Source organism: Pandoraea sp. XY-2, assembly GCF_004193915.1.
Lineage (GTDB): Bacteria > Pseudomonadota > Gammaproteobacteria > Burkholderiales > Burkholderiaceae > Pandoraea > Pandoraea cepalis.
The window spans coordinates 2034237-2050647 of the sequence record NZ_CP030849.1; the positions used below are offsets into that span (position 1 = coordinate 2034237).

13 protein-coding genes and 1 pseudogene are annotated in these 16411 nt (G+C 63.5%); 5 read left to right on the forward strand and 9 right to left on the reverse strand.

Features of this window, described 5'->3' with window-relative positions; genetic code table 11:
* The first annotated feature begins 63 nt into the window (after positions 1 to 63).
* Positions 64 to 1266 (forward strand): formate-dependent phosphoribosylglycinamide formyltransferase, encoded by a 1203-nt coding sequence (gene purT / locus DRB87_RS09295; protein WP_130025685.1) that lies wholly within the window; start codon positions 64 to 66, stop codon positions 1264 to 1266.
* Positions 1267 to 1403: 137 nt separating this feature from the next.
* Here the strand turns inward: purT and DRB87_RS09300 are convergent, their stop codons facing one another.
* Positions 1404 to 1607 (reverse strand): cold-shock protein, encoded by a 204-nt coding sequence (locus DRB87_RS09300; protein WP_017232339.1) that lies wholly within the window; start codon positions 1605 to 1607, stop codon positions 1404 to 1406.
* An 887-nt stretch (positions 1608 to 2494) separates the two neighbouring features.
* Between DRB87_RS09300 and DRB87_RS09305 the strand changes: the two genes are divergently transcribed.
* Positions 2495 to 3577: a DUF484 family protein gene (locus DRB87_RS09305; RefSeq protein WP_240756241.1), complete on the forward strand. Its 1083-nt coding sequence runs from the start codon at positions 2495 to 2497 to the stop codon at positions 3575 to 3577.
* 50 nt (positions 3578 to 3627) lie between these two features.
* Here DRB87_RS09305 and DRB87_RS09310 read toward each other — a convergent pair whose 3' ends face one another.
* From DRB87_RS09310 to sdhB, 6 genes and pseudogenes are all read right to left on the reverse strand, one after another.
* Positions 3628 to 4575 (reverse strand): AEC family transporter, encoded by a 948-nt coding sequence (locus DRB87_RS09310; protein WP_130025687.1) that lies wholly within the window; start codon positions 4573 to 4575, stop codon positions 3628 to 3630.
* Between the two features lie 2 nt (positions 4576 to 4577).
* The gene (locus DRB87_RS09315) at positions 4578 to 5339 is read right to left on the reverse strand and encodes a GntR family transcriptional regulator (protein ID WP_130025688.1); all 762 of its coding nucleotides are present in this window, start codon (positions 5337 to 5339) and stop codon (positions 4578 to 4580) included.
* Positions 5340 to 5496: 157 nt separating this feature from the next.
* Positions 5497 to 5790, reverse strand: a complete 294-nt coding sequence (locus DRB87_RS09320) for a hypothetical protein (protein ID WP_130025689.1) — start codon at positions 5788 to 5790, stop codon at positions 5497 to 5499.
* Between the two features lie 392 nt (positions 5791 to 6182).
* A complete protein-coding gene (locus DRB87_RS09325; protein WP_130025690.1) occupies positions 6183 to 6371 on the reverse strand; it encodes a hypothetical protein in 189 nt (62 codons plus the stop codon).
* A 112-nt stretch (positions 6372 to 6483) separates the two neighbouring features.
* Complete coding sequence (locus DRB87_RS09330) at positions 6484 to 6690, reverse strand: hypothetical protein (RefSeq protein ID WP_017232346.1); 207 nt, start codon at positions 6688 to 6690, stop codon at positions 6484 to 6486.
* 621 nt (positions 6691 to 7311) lie between these two features.
* Positions 7312 to 7461: pseudogene (gene sdhB / locus DRB87_RS23490) on the reverse strand (succinate dehydrogenase iron-sulfur subunit); the annotation flags it as partial.
* An 861-nt stretch (positions 7462 to 8322) separates the two neighbouring features.
* On the opposite strand from sdhB, the gene DRB87_RS09340 reads away from it, so the two are divergent.
* The 3 genes from DRB87_RS09340 to fghA all read left to right on the forward strand — a co-directional run bounded on the left by DRB87_RS09340 (position 8323) and on the right by fghA (position 12183).
* On the forward strand, positions 8323 to 8781 hold the full coding sequence (locus tag DRB87_RS09340) for a hypothetical protein (protein WP_130025691.1): 459 nt from the start codon (positions 8323 to 8325) through the stop codon (positions 8779 to 8781).
* Complete coding sequence (locus tag DRB87_RS09345; protein ID WP_130025692.1) at positions 8775 to 11126, forward strand: autotransporter outer membrane beta-barrel domain-containing protein; 2352 nt, start codon at positions 8775 to 8777, stop codon at positions 11124 to 11126. The genes DRB87_RS09340 and DRB87_RS09345 overlap by 7 nt, the downstream gene beginning before the upstream one ends.
* A gap of 202 nt (positions 11127 to 11328) precedes the next feature.
* Positions 11329 to 12183, forward strand: a complete 855-nt coding sequence (gene fghA, locus DRB87_RS09350) for an S-formylglutathione hydrolase (RefSeq protein ID WP_130025693.1) — start codon at positions 11329 to 11331, stop codon at positions 12181 to 12183.
* A 148-nt stretch (positions 12184 to 12331) separates the two neighbouring features.
* Here the strand turns inward: fghA and fusA are convergent, their stop codons facing one another.
* Together fusA and DRB87_RS09360 are read right to left on the reverse strand one after the other, a co-directional pair.
* The gene (gene fusA, locus DRB87_RS09355; protein WP_130025694.1) at positions 12332 to 14428 is read right to left on the reverse strand and encodes an elongation factor G; all 2097 of its coding nucleotides are present in this window, start codon (positions 14426 to 14428) and stop codon (positions 12332 to 12334) included.
* Positions 14429 to 14647: 219 nt separating this feature from the next.
* Positions 14648 to 16294 (reverse strand): methyl-accepting chemotaxis protein, encoded by a 1647-nt coding sequence (locus DRB87_RS09360; protein WP_130025695.1) that lies wholly within the window; start codon positions 16292 to 16294, stop codon positions 14648 to 14650.
* Positions 16295 to 16411: the final 117 nt, after the last annotated feature.

Here is a 16411-nt window from a genome sequence, read left to right on the forward strand (position 1 = left end):
CTTTCGCGTACGGCGCCAGGGTGCGTCGACGCCTTCTGATTTCTCACTCTCCAAAGGTCACCCATGACCACTATCGGAACACCGCTGTCGCCGAGCGCGACGAAGGTCATGCTGTTGGGCGCCGGCGAACTCGGCCGTGAAGTGCTGATCGCACTGCAGCGTCTTGGCGTCGAGACGATTGCCGTCGATCGTTATGAAAATGCGCCGGGGCAGCAGGTGGCGCATCACGCGCGCACTATTGCGATGACCGATCCCGAGCAACTCAAGGCGTTGATCGAAGCCGAGAAGCCGGATCTCGTCGTACCCGAAATCGAAGCCATCGCCACGCCGATGCTCGAAGCGCTGGAGGCCGACGGCGTGGTCCGCGTCATTCCCACGGCCCGTGCCGCGCGTCTGACGATGGATCGCGAAGGCATTCGCCGTCTGGCGGCCGAGACGCTCGGTTTGCCGACGAGCCCGTATCAATTCTGCGATTCGCTGGCGCAACTGCAAGCGGCCATCGATAGTGGGATCGGCTACCCGTGCATTGTCAAGCCGGTGATGAGCAGTTCGGGCAAGGGACAGAGCAAGATCGACGGCCCTGACGACGTGAAGGCGGCATGGGACTACGCCATGGCCGGTGGCCGTGTGAGTCACGGTCGCATCATCGTCGAAGGCTTCATCGATTTCGACTACGAAATAACGCTGTTGACCGTGCGAGCACGTGGTGCCGACGGCCAAGTCGAAACGCACTTCTGCGCGCCGATCGGCCACAAGCAGGTGAGCGGCGATTATGTCGAGAGCTGGCAGCCGCATCCGATGTCGTCGGTGGCGCTCGAGCGTGCGCGCGTGGTGGCGCGCGAGGTGACGAACAACCTTGGGGGGCAGGGCATCTTCGGTGTCGAACTGTTCGTCAAAGGGGATGAGGTGTGGTTCAGCGAAGTCAGTCCGCGTCCGCACGATACGGGCATGGTCACGATGATTACCCAATGGCAGAACGAGTTCGAACTGCATGCGCGGGCGATTCTCGGCTTGCCGGTCGACACCACGCTGAAGACGCCGGGGGCGAGCGCGGTCATCTATGGTGGCGTGGATGCGGCGGGCATTGTGTTCGACGGCGTCGATCAGGCGCTTCAGGTGCCGCACACCGATATTCGTCTGTTCGGCAAGCCGGAGAGCTTCGTGAAGCGTCGTATGGGGGTGGCGCTGGCGTACGACAGCGATCTGGAGGTAGCCCGTCGTCACGCGGTCGAAGCCGCGAGTCGGGTGAAGCCGCGCGCGGTGTGATTGCGTGGCGCTGACGCGCCGGTCGAGCCAAACGAAAAAACCCCGCGAGAGCGGGGTTTTCAGTTCGGGCGGGCCATTTTAGCCCTGCCCGAGACGCGTCGATCGCGTTAAGCGATCAGCAGCGAAACATCCGTCGCTTAGACCGGCTGGATGTTGCTGGCCTGACGGCCCTTCGGTCCCATCTTCACTTCGAAGGTGACCTTCTGGTTTTCTTGCAACGACTTGAAGCCCTTCGACTGGATTTCCGAGAAGTGAGCGAAGAGATCTTCACCACCTTCGTCCGGCGTAATAAAACCAAAACCCTTGGCGTCGTTGAACCACTTGACGGTACCAGTTGCCATTTCTTAAATCCTTAAAGTTTTCAAATGAGCGAGCCAGAAGCTCAGTGAGCGCATGACATTAAAGCTGATCAGGTACAACCGAGGCGACGCTAGGGCGACATTAGATGAACACAAGACTCGCCATACAACGTTCATGCAGTCGTTTTTTTACGGGAAAGGTGGGAAGGTGTCAAGCGGGGAAACATTGGGATTGTTGATCTACGCCAGTTTTCGATGATTTTTCGCTGCGTTGCGATAGGTATGCATGCGTTCCGGACGACCGGTTTCCCAATATCGGAATGTCTTATCCGGACAGTGTGCCCGGCGAATCGGCCCCGTCGGCAGTCACACGTCGACGACGCAAAGACACGCGCAAAAGCCGAGTACAGGCGAATGTCATGTGGCGCGGGCGCAACGCGAGCGATGGCGGGCGATGGCGGGCGCGATGCGGGCTCGCGACGTCGACTGTCAACGATTTTGCTGATGCACCGTGAAGGTGATGGGTCGCCATCGGCTGCGGCTTGGCGCGATGGCCGGCCGATCGCCCGGAAGACGTCCTGAGCCGCAGCGAGCGTTTTGATGCGCTGCCGCATGACGTTGGGGTGAACTAAGTATTTTCCCTAGGGTATCGGAGGGCCGCGTGACGGCTCGATTTCACGTCTGGCAAGATTCGATTCTGCTACCCTTCACTCCGGTGGGGGACGTGCCGTTAACGGCTAATGACAGTCGGATAACCGGCGTCGTCATGGCCTCACCATCGGGTTCGGCGAATGCGTTCAACGTGTGCGTCTCTGCCCGGAACTTGTTTCTCGGCGCGCAGTGCGAGCGCGATACCGGGGCGCTACGGCACAATGCCGGGCGATCACGCTAGGCGGCCGCGAAGTGCCGCGTGTCTTTCGAGACCTTACGTGGCAACCAACCAGGCACCGACGCTCGACTCCTTGCAATCGCTGCTGGCGACGGTCCAGCGCAATGAGCGCTCGCTAAAGCGATTCCAGGATATCGAGTTGGCGCTCATGGGCGCCCCGGACTTCGGCGAGTTTCTGGAAGTGGTGCTCAATCGCCTGCGTCACGATTTCGACCTGTCGGGCGTACGGCTGATGCTCGCCGAGGTCGACGACACCCTGCGCGATCTCATCGATACGGCCGAGGGCATTCGCGCACTCGACGCCGGTCTGTGCATTGCGCAGGATGCCGGCACGTTCGCGGCCGTCTGCGGCGACGGGCAGCTTTGGATCGGTGCGCCGCGCGAGCGCCACGCGCCGCTCTTCGGGGCGCGTCCGCCGGCCAGCGCCGTGGTGATGCCCCTGGCACGCAACGGCCGGTATTTTGGCGTGATCGCGCTGGGGAGTCGCGACGCGCGCCGCTTCGCGCCGGAGATGGCCACCGATTTCATCGAACGCTTCGGCGCGGTCGTTGCGGTGTGTCTCGAGAACATGTGGAATCGCGAGCGTCTGAAGCGTATCGGCCTGACCGATCCGCTCACAGGCTTGTCGAACCGACGCTACTTCGATCAGCGCTTGCGGGAAGAGGTGATCCGGGGGGCGCGTTATGGCGCGCCGCTCGCGTGCCTGCTCATCGACATCGACCATTTCAAGCGCGTCAACGACAGTCATGGTCATGCCACGGGCGACCGGGCCTTGCGGGCGGCCAGCGCATGCATGCGTGCGCAACTTCGGGTGACGGATACGCTCGCGCGTTATGGCGGGGAAGAGTTTGCTGCGTTGCTCGTGCAGACCGAGCAGAACTGGGCGGGCACGGTCGCCGAGCGAGTGCGTCGGGCCGTGGCACGGCTGGACGTGCCCGACGACGATGGCGCGCGCGTACCGCTCACGATTTCCATCGGGCTTGCCAGCGTGGATCCGCGCGATGTGTCCGACCGGGACACGCTGCCGATGCGTTTGCTTGGCGCCGCCGATGCGGCGCTCTACGCCGCCAAGCGCGGGGGGCGCGACCGCGTGGTCGTGGCACCTGCGGCGAGCCTGGGCTGAAGGGGGCGACCGTTCGCGCCGGCCGTCTCGGGGCGTCGCTTTCTGCGCGCTTAACGCACGCTGAACCACCCGATCAGCAGCGACACCGTTACCACGGAGAGCACCGTCGACATCAGAATCGCGCGCGAAGCGACGGTGGCTTCGCGTCCGTACAATTGCGCGAGCATGAACGGACCGGTGCCGATGGGCAGGGCCGAGAGCAGCAGGGCACTGTGCGCCCAGATCGCCGGAAGATCGAAAACGCGGAACGCCAGGAACGCCGTGATTGCCGGTTGAAACACCAGCTTGAGTCCGACGAGACGCCCGACCGCCCGTGCCATGCGCGGCTCTCGCGCCGCGCCCGATCGCTGCGCGAGAAACAGGCCGATCGCGACCAATGCGCAGGGACTCGCGGCACCGCCGAGCAGTGTCGTGAGGTGCAGCACGGGGGCGGGCAACGCGATACCGGCGCCCGCAAATGCCATGCCGGCGAACGGTGAGACGACAAGCGGATTGCGCACCAGCGCGCGGACCACGAAGCCTGCCGTGCGACGCCAGTTCGGCGTGGCTTGCAGATCCGTCTCGATGATCGCGATCGAGATCGCGAAGAGCACGGTGGCGGTGAGCAGCATCGCAACGACAACCGCCGGCACGCTGGCCGGACCGAAGACCACGAGACACAGCGGCAGTCCCATGAACCCGGCGTTCGGATAGGCGGCGCCCATGCCTTCGATGCTCGCATCGGTCAGCCGTCCGCGCACCGTGCGATCGGGCAGGAACGACAGTGCGAACGTTGCCGCCATGCCGCCGCCGAACGCCCCCAGAAACCCCGGATTGACCAGTTCCGCCCACGTAATCTGCGCCATCGACTGGAACAGTACGGCGGGCAGGGCAAGATAGACGACGAAGCGATTGAGGGCGTCGAGGGCGCCCTCGCCGAGCCAGGCCCGGCGAGCGCAGAGATAGCCCACGAAGATCAGCCCGAAGACGGGCAGGGCAGCAGAGATAACGGCTTGCATCGTCAGTTGGTCCCCGCCAGTCGGGCGAGCCACGCGCGTCGCGACTGGCCGCCGTCGGCTTCGGTGTGTTCGCGGGCGGCGGCTTCGGCGCCGATGGCGTCGCCCGCGGCGATGCGCGCGGCGATTTCCCCATGCTCATGCCAGACGACTTCCTGCATTGGCATCGCGCCGAGCGTTGCCGCCATCGCCCGCATGATGTGCGGCCATTGCGGCGCCACCGTCTGCGCGATCAATGGGTTGCCCGAGGCGTCATGCAGCGCCGTGTGGAAGGCAACCTCCACGCGGACTTGACGCGCCACCGGCGTGCCTCGTGCCATCGCCATGCCGGCGGCGACGGCGTCCTGCAGGCGGCGCAATTCGGCGTCGGTCAGCGTGCCCTGTGCCATGCGCGTGGCTGCCAACCGGGCGGCCAGACCGTCCAGCGCGGTGCGCACCTGATAGAGCTGGCGAAGATGGTCGGCGTCGATCGGCGCGACCTCGAGCCCTTGGCGCCCGCTGTCGCAGACCAGACCGTCGCGCTTGAGCAACTGCAACGCATGGCTGACGGGCTGACGCGACACGCCCAGCGCATCGGCCAACTCGGCCTGCCGGATGCGCTCGCCCGGCGGCAATGTGAGATCGGCGATGGCGTCGCGCAGACGCGAATAGACCAGGTCGATCAGCACCGGCGTGCTGGCGAGTGGCCCAAGGGGCGCAAGCGCTGCATGAGTCGCGGGCGACGGACCGGACGCTGGGAAGTCGGCGTGGCTAGCGGAGTTCGACATGGGATTCGGGCACTTACCGACATCGATGATATCTGGAATTCCGAATTCTACTCGTGCAAGCGAACGCCCGGGGACGTTTTTTCGATCGACAGCCGTCGTTGCGAGGGAGGGGAGGAAGTTCGGAAGCGCGCAAGTTCGGAGGCGCGAGGGGGAGGCGTCAGTCGCTAGGATCGAGTTCGGGCGGCGAGACGGAGGTGGCGCGCGCGGGTGTTTGTAGCAGTGCCTGCATGGTCGTGCGCGTGCGCTGCAGACGTCGGGCGAGGGCCCAGGCGTCGGCTTCGCATTCGAACAAGCCGACGATCAGATGCGGTTCCGCGGCGAAGCCGTCGGAGAACAGTCCGATATTTTTGGCGATCATCTCACTCGTGCGTTCGACCGAAACGGTGTACTGACGGGGCGAGCGGTACTGATTGATGACCACGGCGAAGGCGCGGGAAAACGCGTCGGACATACGGAAACCTCCTCTGTCGGCGTAGCGCGGTGTCCCGGATGTCGAGCGCTGGAGACTTGGCGCGAAGCGTTGCACTTCCGGTGATTGTAGGCGATGGCGGCGTGCGCGTCGGGAGAAAACGATGCCAGTGCAAGCGTGGGGATGCGAGGCCTCGGCCTCGGCATAAAAAAGGCCGCCGAGCGGGTCGGCGGCGCAACAGAGAGGGTGACAGCGCAACCGAGGTTGCCGGAAACCAGCATAGGTGGCGGCGATGACAGCGGCGTGACCGCCGTCACTTCAGGGGCGGTAGGCCGTGGCAGGCGTGATAGGGGCTGACCAGGGTCGAAAGCGTGAACGCTACGCAACGCCATCCAGAATCGGATGGCGGGTTGCCCGCCTGCGGCGCCCGGTGGCTACACCAATACGGGCAACGCCTCCATGACCAGCAACGCGACGAGGGCGCCGACCACGGCACCGACCGCGCGCAGACTGTAGCGCGTGGCCCGTGTGGTGACGGGAATGCCGCCAACGAGCAATGCACCGGCCACGGCCATCGGCAGGAACAGGGTCAGGTCGTAAAGGTTGAAGTGAAGTACGGGCATCGTTCTTGTCTCCTCGCCTGAATTTCCCTTCCACTATAGGACGGTTGCGGAGGATGCCCAAGTTTGGTGCGTTGCAGCATGTTGCTGCACGGGAAACGATGCCCTTGCCGCGTCAGTCTTCCTGACGCACCGCGTGCATCTTGCGGCGAGCGTTCCACATTGCCATGTCCTTGCGCGTACGTACGCGGTCACTGACGATGACGCCCGGCGGTTGCGCGCGGGCGGCGGAGATACCTACGTCGTCGGCTTCGCTGCGCGCCTGTACCATCATGACGAGCGTAAATAGCGAGGCGGCAAGCGCCAGCAGGATCAGCTTCATAGGGGCCCCGGTAAATCTCTGATGATCTGGTCGGTGTCATGCATCGTCGTCCTTGTCCTGACCAGTCCTTGGCGTGGACTGTGCCGGCAATGGTGGCGCGATGCTTCTTGTGCACTGATGATGGACGACGTTGCTGCGACTGCCTTTCGGGACGGGGCTCGGTGTGCCTGACGCGGCCTGATCGCCATTCGCGTCTCACATGGCGCGAAGCATCATAGCCGGTAAATGTGACAAATCTCCCGGCGGCGAAAATCTCGCGTCGAGCGCGGTGCAACAGATCACCGCACGTCACCCACATCCTTTACCGTATAGCGACGTGCGCGGCGAAAAGTTTAGAAATCGTGACAAATTTTTTGAGACGTGTGGGAATGGCGTGCGAAAGCGATGGCATGCCACGGGGCGCCTGTGTCGGCGCGGCTGCCGTAGGTCGTTATGCATGGCCGCCCCGGCGATCGTCCCGGTTCGGCACTGGGGGCGAAAGGGGAGGGGGCGTTTCTCGTCGAAGGCCGTACGACCTCAAGCGGGTCGGATCGCGTGAGCGTCACCGACTTGGCACCGTCCACGCTCGGGCCGGCCGGTCGCACGTGGATCGGTTTTCCGGGGGCTCGCGCGGCGTTCGGTTTAATGGGTCCGGCGTACCAGCATGATTTTGATCTCGCCGATGGCCTTCGCTGGGTTCAATCCCTTAGGGCAAAGGTTGGTGCAGTTCAACATCGATCGGCAGCGAAACAGCCGATACGGATCTTCGAGATTGTCGAGTCGTGCGTTCGTCCGGTGACTGGAGGCGCTCGCGTTCGGGGGGCGGCGTAACCTGAATCAATTCCGTGCGAAGTCAAGTTGCGCGACATTGCTCATCGCGAGCGTTTGGCGCGGATAGCCTGCAAATGTTGCACTGCGATGCAATAGGTCGTTTGGCGGCGTAATCCGGCTTCGCAAACCTGATGGGTCTTCCGTCCATCGGTGTACCTCGCTCAAGTTCGCTATCAGAATAATTCGAACCCGTCTATTTCCCGGATATTTAGTAGGCCATTGAATCGCTTTCATCCGGCGCGCAATGTCGGCGTCAATTTACATAAATAATCGGTGTTTTTCTGACATCAAACTTCTCAAATGCCGGCGCCCGGGGGGCGTAACGTCATTCAATTTTGCTCATCTTTGGGAGTCGGGCCAACTTTCACGTCAACCAGGCGCTCCCGGTCGATCTTCTCGACACCGAGCGCGAGCGATGCGTAGATCCACGTGTGTAGATATTTTATTGCCTTGTCCTGCAAGCCTGTCCGCTGTTTCGGCGTGCGACTTAACAAAGGTTAGGCATGCCAAAAATTTCTGTTGCACCGTCGCAGCAATCCCATCATTTTGATAGAAACCCTTTCCGATTCTTCCGATAATTTGCGCACCCGGGGTACTTTGGCCGTGAAATACGGGGCATGGCGTGTAAGGGGGACAGCGAGAATGCGGAATAGACACGTTGCGGTGAATGATCGTGGGCCGGCAACTCATGCGAACACCCCGTGGCGGAGCGCGCGCCGGCTATCTGCGGAGCGTGCGAAGCGCGGCGGCTACTTCAAGCTTTCGTGCATAGCATTTGCCGTCGCGGGGGCACTTCCCGGCGCAACTCACGCAGCCACGTACGTGGTGAATAGTCAGGCGGAGCTTGTCCAGGCAATCAACAATGCCAATGCATCGAGCGACGCAAGCGCGACCATTCAACTGGGCAGCAGTTTCTCGGCCAGCGGCACGCTGCCCACGGCGACAAAAGCCATCACGTTAGATACGCAGGGCTTCACGCTGTCGGGATCGGCGTTAGTCTGGTCTGGCACGCCCATCACGTTTGACGGAACGCTGGTGGGTACCGGTGTCGGCGCGACCGCCGCGAGGGCGGGCATCAATTTGAACGGCGTTTCTTCCACGACATCATTCGTCAATAACGGCAACATCTCGGGGGCCGGCATTGCCGGAGGTGTCGTCACTGGCGTGGGCGCCGTCGTGAATGCGGCGTCACTCGTGAACAACGGTACGATCACCGGGGGCAGCGCTACCACGATAGCCCCGGCGGCGCTGGCACGCAGATCGGGAACGGCGCGGTGGTGACCAACAATGGGTTGATTCAGGGGGGCAACAGCACAGGGGGGGCCGGAGGCACTGGCGTCAACTGGTCTACAGGCGGCGCAACGCTCGTCAACCACGGCACCATACAAGGCGGTTCGGATCTGACCGGTGTCAACACCACAGGCAGTATTGGTGTCGCCGTGCGAGCGGCTGGCAGTCCCAACGCCATTGTCAATACGGGCACGATCGTGGGGGGCAATGGCGGCATCGCCATTGCCAACACGGTCGGTGTCAGCGTCGTCAATAGCGGCCTGATTCAAGCCGGTGCAGGCCAGAGCGTTGCCATTCGAAGTACCACCGTGGCAGCATTTTCGCTCGAGCTTCAGGCCGGCTCCACCATCGTTGGCAATGTTGTCGCGTCAGCCGCGGGAACGAACAACGCTTTCATTCTGGGCGGCAGCACCAATGCGGTGTTCGACATCTCCACTGTCGGCAGCACGGCCCAATACCAGAATTTCAATACCTACACGAAAACCGGCACGGGCACCTGGTCGCTAACTGGCACGGGCATTACGTCCACGCCGTGGACGATCTCGCAGGGCACGCTGCAAATCGGCAACGGTGGCACCAGCGGTAGCGTCATCGGTGACATCACCGACAACGCCACGCTGGCCTTCAACCGTAGCGATACCTTCACGTTCGATAACCTTGTCGGCGGCACAGGATCGGTGAATCAACTGGGTTCCGGTACCACGGTGCTTACCGCAGCGAACACGTACACCGGCGACACGAACGTGCTCGCCGGCACGTTGGCCGTGGGCGATGCCGCGCACGCGACGGCCTCGATCGCGTCCGCGCAGACGAGCGTCGCCGCAGGTGCGACGCTGGGCGGCTACGGCATCGTGTCAGGCGCGGTGACGAATAGCGGCACGGTGGCTGTCGGGAATGCCTTGAGCGCGTTTGCAACAAGCGGCAACGGCACGTTCACCATCGGTGGCGATCTGACCAACGCGGGCACCGTCAACCTCGCTGCGGCATCGGGCGTCATCGGCAACACGCTTAACGTGGCCGGCAACTACATCGGCGCGAACGGTTTAGTCACGCTGAACACCGTCCTCAACGAGGGCGGTGCCGCGACGCAAACGGACCGGCTCATTGTCGCCGGCAACACTGGCGGCGACACGGCGCTGAGGATCAATGGCACGGGCACGGGGGTCCTGACCGTGGGCGACGGCATCCGCGTGGTGCAAGTTGGCGGCACGTCTGCCACGAACAGCTTCCGCCTCGCCTCGGCGTTGCAAGCGGGTGCGTATGAGTATCTGTTGTATCGGGGGAGTCCGACCGGCGCAAATGACTGGTATCTCCGCTCGTACCTGCTCGCTCCCGCGTCGACGGGGTCTGCCTCGACAACCGACGCACCGATCGCCTATCGTCCGGGTATCGCCGGCTACGCGGTGGCGCCGCAACTCAATACGGACTACGGTTTCAGCATCCTCGGTCGCCTGAACGAACGGGTGCGCGACATCGCGAACCCGGACCCCGCGCCCGAGCATGCCAACGGCGTCTGGGGTCGCATTGGCGGGCAGAATCTCGATGCCGAGGCAAGCGATCGCTACGCGACGAACGAGCGTACATTCTTCGCGCAGATCGGCCGTGACTGGACGCTGGCGCGCGACGACGATGGCGCCAGCACGCACGCCGGTGCCACGATGACGTTCGGTTCGTCGTCGGCCTCGTTCACCGACAGCGCGCGAAGCGTCATCGGCTCGACCACGACTGGCAGCGTGCAGACACAGGCGCAGTCAATCGGTGGCTACTGGACCCGCTACGCCGCGAACGGCAGCTATTTCGACGGCGTGGGCCAACTGACGCATTACCAGAACCGCTACGCCGATATTTATGGCGTCGGCGCGAGCCAAAACGGTTTCGGTGTCGGCCTGTCGGGCGAAATTGGCCAACGGATGGCCCTCGGTTCCACTGGCGTGGCGATCGAACCGCAAGCGCAGTTGCTGTACCAGTACGTGCACCTGAACGGCTTCGGCGACGGCATCTCGCCGGTTGGCACGAATACGACGAATGCGCTTCGCGGGCGTATTGGCTTCCGTCTGCTTAAGTCGGGGATGAGCAACGCCCTGCATACGTCGACCGTGACGCCGTACTTTGCTGCCAACGTGCTGCATGACTTCTTTTCGCCGGGCCAGACCACGGTGAGCGGCATTGCGTTCCCGACGCAGTTGGGCAAGACGTGGTACGACGTCGGCGTCGGCCTGACGGGTAGCTTCGGCAAGCGTTCCCAAGTCTATGCGAGCGTGAAATACGAACACAGCATTGGCGGGGCGTTCCGGCGGAATGTGTTCGGCCAGGTGGGGTATCAATTCGCCTGGTGATGCTGGGGAAAGCGGGCGAAGCGACAAGCGAGACATAGGGGGCGTCGTTCAGCGCACGCCCACGCACGCGGCGCACCCCACACACCTAGCCGATGTCACCCGCCGCCTCGCGAGGTAAGATAGCGGCCATCATCGCAATGGTTGCCACGCTCCCGGCGGCGCGGCGCCATGGCCGACTTCCCGAACCCTCCCGGATTTCGTCATGCTCGAACTCATTTCCGAACACCGTTGTTTCGGTGGTGCGCAACGCTTCTATCGCCATACGTCGACGGTCATCGGCCTGCCGATGCGTTTCTCGGTGTTCATCCCGCCTCAGGCGCGTGACGGCCGCGCGGTGCCGGCGCTGTTCTATCTCGCGGGGCTGACCTGCACGGAAGAAACGTTCATGGTCAAGGGCGGCGCGCAATGGCTCGCTGCAGAACACGGCGTGGCGCTGATTGCGCCCGACACCAGCCCGCGTGGCGCTGGCGTGCCGGGCGAGACCGATGCCTGGGATTTCGGCGTCGGCGCCGGCTTTTATCTCGACGCGACACAGGCACCGTGGTCCGCGCACTATCGCATGTACAGCTATATCGTCGACGAACTCTACGGATTGGTGACGCAATCGTTGCCGATCGACGCGGGACGCATCGGCATCTTCGGCCACTCCATGGGCGGGCATGGTGCCCTGACGCTCGCACTGCGCAACCCTGACAAATTCCGCTCGGTGTCGGCATTCGCGCCGATCGCGGCGCCAACGCGTTGCCCATGGGGCGAGAAGGCATTCGCGGGATATCTGGGCGCGGATCGAGAGACGTGGCGCCAATATGACGCGAGCGAACTGATGGCGAAGGCCGGGCAGGTGGTGTTTCCGGGCGGTATCCTGATCGATCAGGGCTTGAACGATCAATTCCTCGAATCGCAACTGCATCCGCACCTCTTCGAGCGCGCCTGCCAGGATGCCGGTCAGCCGTTGAACCTGCGACGCCACCACGGCTACGACCACGGCTACTACTTCATTCAGACCTTCATGGCGGATCATCTGTCGCATCACGCCGAGCATCTGCGCACTTACTGAGCGCGCCCGATTCCCTCGGACCGATCACGCCTTATGACGGCGAGGCAGTCAGCGCGTTGGCAAACGCGACAGCCGGACAAAGACATCGGGCGCGGCGGTCAATCCTGACCCGCCGCGCCCGACATCGCGTCCGACATCCGATGACGCGTTACTTCTTGGTCGAAATAATCGCGTCGGCCACGTTCCTCGGCGCTTCGGCGTAATGCTTGAATTCCATCGTGTATGTGGCGCGTCCTTGCGTGAGCGAGCGCAACGAGGTCGAGTAACCGAACATTTCCGACAGCGGCACCTCGGCGCGCACGATCTTGCCGCCGCCCACGATGTCGTCCATGCCCTGCAACATGCCGCGCCGCCCGGACAGGTCGCCCATCACGTTGCCCATGAACTCTTCGGGCGTCTCGACTTCGACCGCCATCATCGGCTCGAGCAGCACCGGGTCGGCACGGCGCATCGCCTCCTTGAACGCCATCGAGCCCGCCATGCGGAACGCGTTTTCGTTCGAGTCCACGTCATGGTACGACCCGAACGTGAGCGTAACCTTCACGTTGACGACCGGATAACCGGCCACTACGCCGTTGTTCAGCGTCTCGCGAATGCCCTTGTCCACGGCCGGGATAAACTCGCGTGGCACCACGCCGCCCTTGATCGCATCGACGAATTCATACGGCTTTTCCTTGTCCGGCTCCAGCGTGATGACCACGTCGCCATACTGGCCGCGTCCGCCCGACTGCTTGACGAACTTGCCCTGCACGTCTTCGATTTTCTTGCGCACGGTTTCGCGATAGGCGACCTGCGGCTTGCCGACGGTGGCTTCCACGCCGAACTCGCGGCGCATGCGATCGACCAGAATTTCGAGGTGCAGCTCGCCCATGCCCGAGATGATCGTCTGGCCGGACTCTTCGTCGGTCTTCACGCGGAACGACGGGTCTTCCTGCGCCAGCCGATTGAGCGCGAGGCCCATCTTCTCCTGGTCCGCCTTGGTCTTGGGCTCGACCGCCTGCGAAATCACCGGCTCGGGGAATTCCATCTTCTCCAGAATGATCACGGCGTTCGGATCGCACAGCGTGTCGCCGGTCGTCGCTTCCTTCAGACCGACCGCCGCGGCGATATCGCCCGCCCGCACTTCCTTGATCTCGATGCGTTGATTGGCGTGCATCTGCAAGATACGCCCCAAGCGTTCCTTCTTGTCCTTGGTCGGGTTGAAGACGGTGGCGCCCGAGTCGATCACGCCCGAATACACGCGGAAGAAGATCAACTGGCCGACGAACGGGTCCGTCATGATCTTGAAGGCGAGGGCGGAGAACGGCTCGTCGTCCGACGGGTGACGTTCGATCTCCTTGTCGTCTTCGTCGTGACCGGCGATGGCGGGCACGTCGACGGGCGACGGCAGGTAATCGATCACGGCGTCGAGCATGGCCTGCACGCCCTTGTTCTTGAACGCGGTGCCGCACAGCATCGGCACGATTTCACCCGCGACGGTACGCTTGCGCAGCCCCTGCCGGATCTCGGCCTCGGTCAGCGTATCGCCGCCAAGATACTTCTCGAGCAGCGCCTCATCGGCCTCGGCGGCGGCTTCGATCATCTTGTCGTGCCATTCCTGCGCCGTGTCCTTGAGATTGGCCGGAATGTCGACGTATTCGAACTTCACGCCCTTCGATTCCTCATCCCAGACGATGCCTTTCATCTTCACGAGATCGACCACGCCCTGGAAACTGTCCTCGGCGCCGATCGGAATCTGGATGGGCACGGCATTGCCGCGCAGACGCTCGTGAATCTGCTTGTGCACGCGGAAGAAGTCGGCACCCACGCGGTCCATCTTGTTGACGAACGCGATGCGCGGCACCTTGTACTTGTTGGCTTGCCGCCAGACAGTCTCTGACTGCGGTTGCACACCGCCGACCGAATCGTAGACCATGCAGGCGCCGTCGAGCACGCGCATCGAGCGCTCGACTTCAATCGTGAAGTCGACGTGGCCCGGCGTGTCGATGATGTTGATGCGGTGTTCGGGATAGTTGCCAGCCATGCCGCGCCAGAAGCAGGTCGTCGCGGCAGACGTGATCGTGATGCCGCGCTCTTGTTCCTGCTCCATCCAGTCCATCGTGGCAGCGCCTTCGTGGACTTCGCCCAGCTTGTGGTTGACGCCTGTGTAGAACAGGATGCGCTCGGTCGTCGTTGTCTTGCCAGCGTCGATGTGAGCACTGATGCCGATGTTTCGGTAGCGCTCGATGGGGGTCTTTCGGGCCACGGTACACCTCTTTTCCAGACGGTGGGAAAAAGCATAGCAGCAGCCATCATACTCCAATGTCTCCATGCCGCGCTGACCGTGACATCGGCTGGAAGCCCAGCAGGCATGGGGGTTTGCGCCGGGCGGCGGCACCGCCTGCCGGCCGGCGCGGCGCCTCGCCGGCACGCCCCAGCGGCACGGCCGGAACGGCGAGGGCGCCGATGATGCCGATGATGCCGATTACGCGGTATGGCGCGCCCGGGCGAACGCCAGCACGTCGCCCCGCGGGCCGTTGGCGGCCGTCCGGGCGGCGTCGTCGAGCACGGATGTGACGACGTCGCCATCGGTCAGCCGAAACACGGCGACGGCGTCGCGCAGATTGCGCGCCTGATCTTCCAACGACCCGGCGGCCGCCGTGGCCTGCTCGACGAGCGCGGCATTTTGCTGCGTGACCTGGTCCATCTGCATGACGGCGGTGTTGACCTGCTCGATGCCGCCCGATTGCTCGCTCGATGCTGCCGAGATCTCGCCCATGATGTCGGTCACGCGCTGCACGGCCTGCACGATTTCCGCCATCGTGCGACCGGCGTCGCGCACTTGTGCCGAGCCGTCTTCGACCTTGCCGACAGACGTCTCGATGAGTGTCTTGATCTCCTTGGCAGCGGCGGCGCTGCGTTGGGCGAGTGTGCGCACTTCGCCCGCCACGACGGCGAAACCGCGACCCTGCTCGCCGGCACGCGCCGCTTCGACGGCGGCGTTCAGGGCGAGGATATTGGTCTGGAAGGCAATGCCGTCGATCACGCCAATGATGTCGTTGATCTTCGTCGAGCTGGCCGCAATTCCCTGCATCGAGGCGACCGCACGTTCGACCACCCGGCCGCCTTCACCGGCGATTTCCGACGCGTTCGTGGCCAATTGGCTGGCTTGCCGCGCGTTATCGGCATTCTGGCGCACGGTGGCCGTCAACTCTTCCATCGACGAGGCGGTCTCTTCCAGGGATGCGGCCTGCTCTTCGGTGCGGGACGACAGATCGGTGTTGCCGGCAAGCAATTGCCCCGACGCCGAGGCGATGGCGGCTGTGCCGTGTCGTACGCGTCGCACAATGTGTTCCAGACTTTCATTCATATGCTTGAGCGCGCCCATCAATTGGCCCGTCTCGTCGCGGCTTGTCACGTCGATGCGGCTCGTGAGATCGCCCTGTGCCACGCGCTCGGCCACGGCCACGGCGCGCGCGAGCGGACGCGTGATGCTGCGCGTGACCGACCAGGCGGCGCCGATGCCCAGGAGGGTTGCCGCTGCACCGATGGCGATGAGCAGCCATTTGGCGAAGACGATGCCGGCGCGCGTTGTGGCGCCGGTGTCGTCGACGATCCTTTTCTGGAGCGTGACCAGTTCGGCGGCTTCGGCCTGCATGGCGTCGAGCGCGGGGAGGGCGTCGCGATGGGTGACGTCCAGCGCCAAGTCTCGCTCGCCCGAGGTCAATGCGGCGAGCGTCGCACGACGTGCCGTCACAAACGCGTCGTTGTGTTGCCGGATCGAGGTCATCAATTGTTTGCCTTGCGCCGACACCACGTACTTGTCGAGCACGGCCTGCGCCTCGGCGATCCGGCTGAGATTGGCGTCGATACGCTGGTTGATGGTGTTGCGTTGCGCGGCGTCGGTGATCGTGAAGATCTCCAGCATGCGGCGGCCGTTGCCACGCACCATGGCATCGATGCTGTGTGCCGCATCGGCCTTGGCCCACGCGCTGGTGAGTAGTTCTTCGTTGTCGCGCTCGATGGCGACGAAACGCATCAGGGCGATGACAAGCATGGTCAACAACAGGGCTAGCAACGTGCCGAAACCGATGGCCAGTCGGGTTCGGATCTTCAGGTCGGCGATTCGCATTCGGGTGACTCCATTTAGGGATTGGATGCCGGGACGACATGGGGGACGTTGTGGCCCACTTGCGTTGCGAGGCCGGGTTGCCGATCGCTGCGCGGTGCACGCCGACGCTCAGCAGGA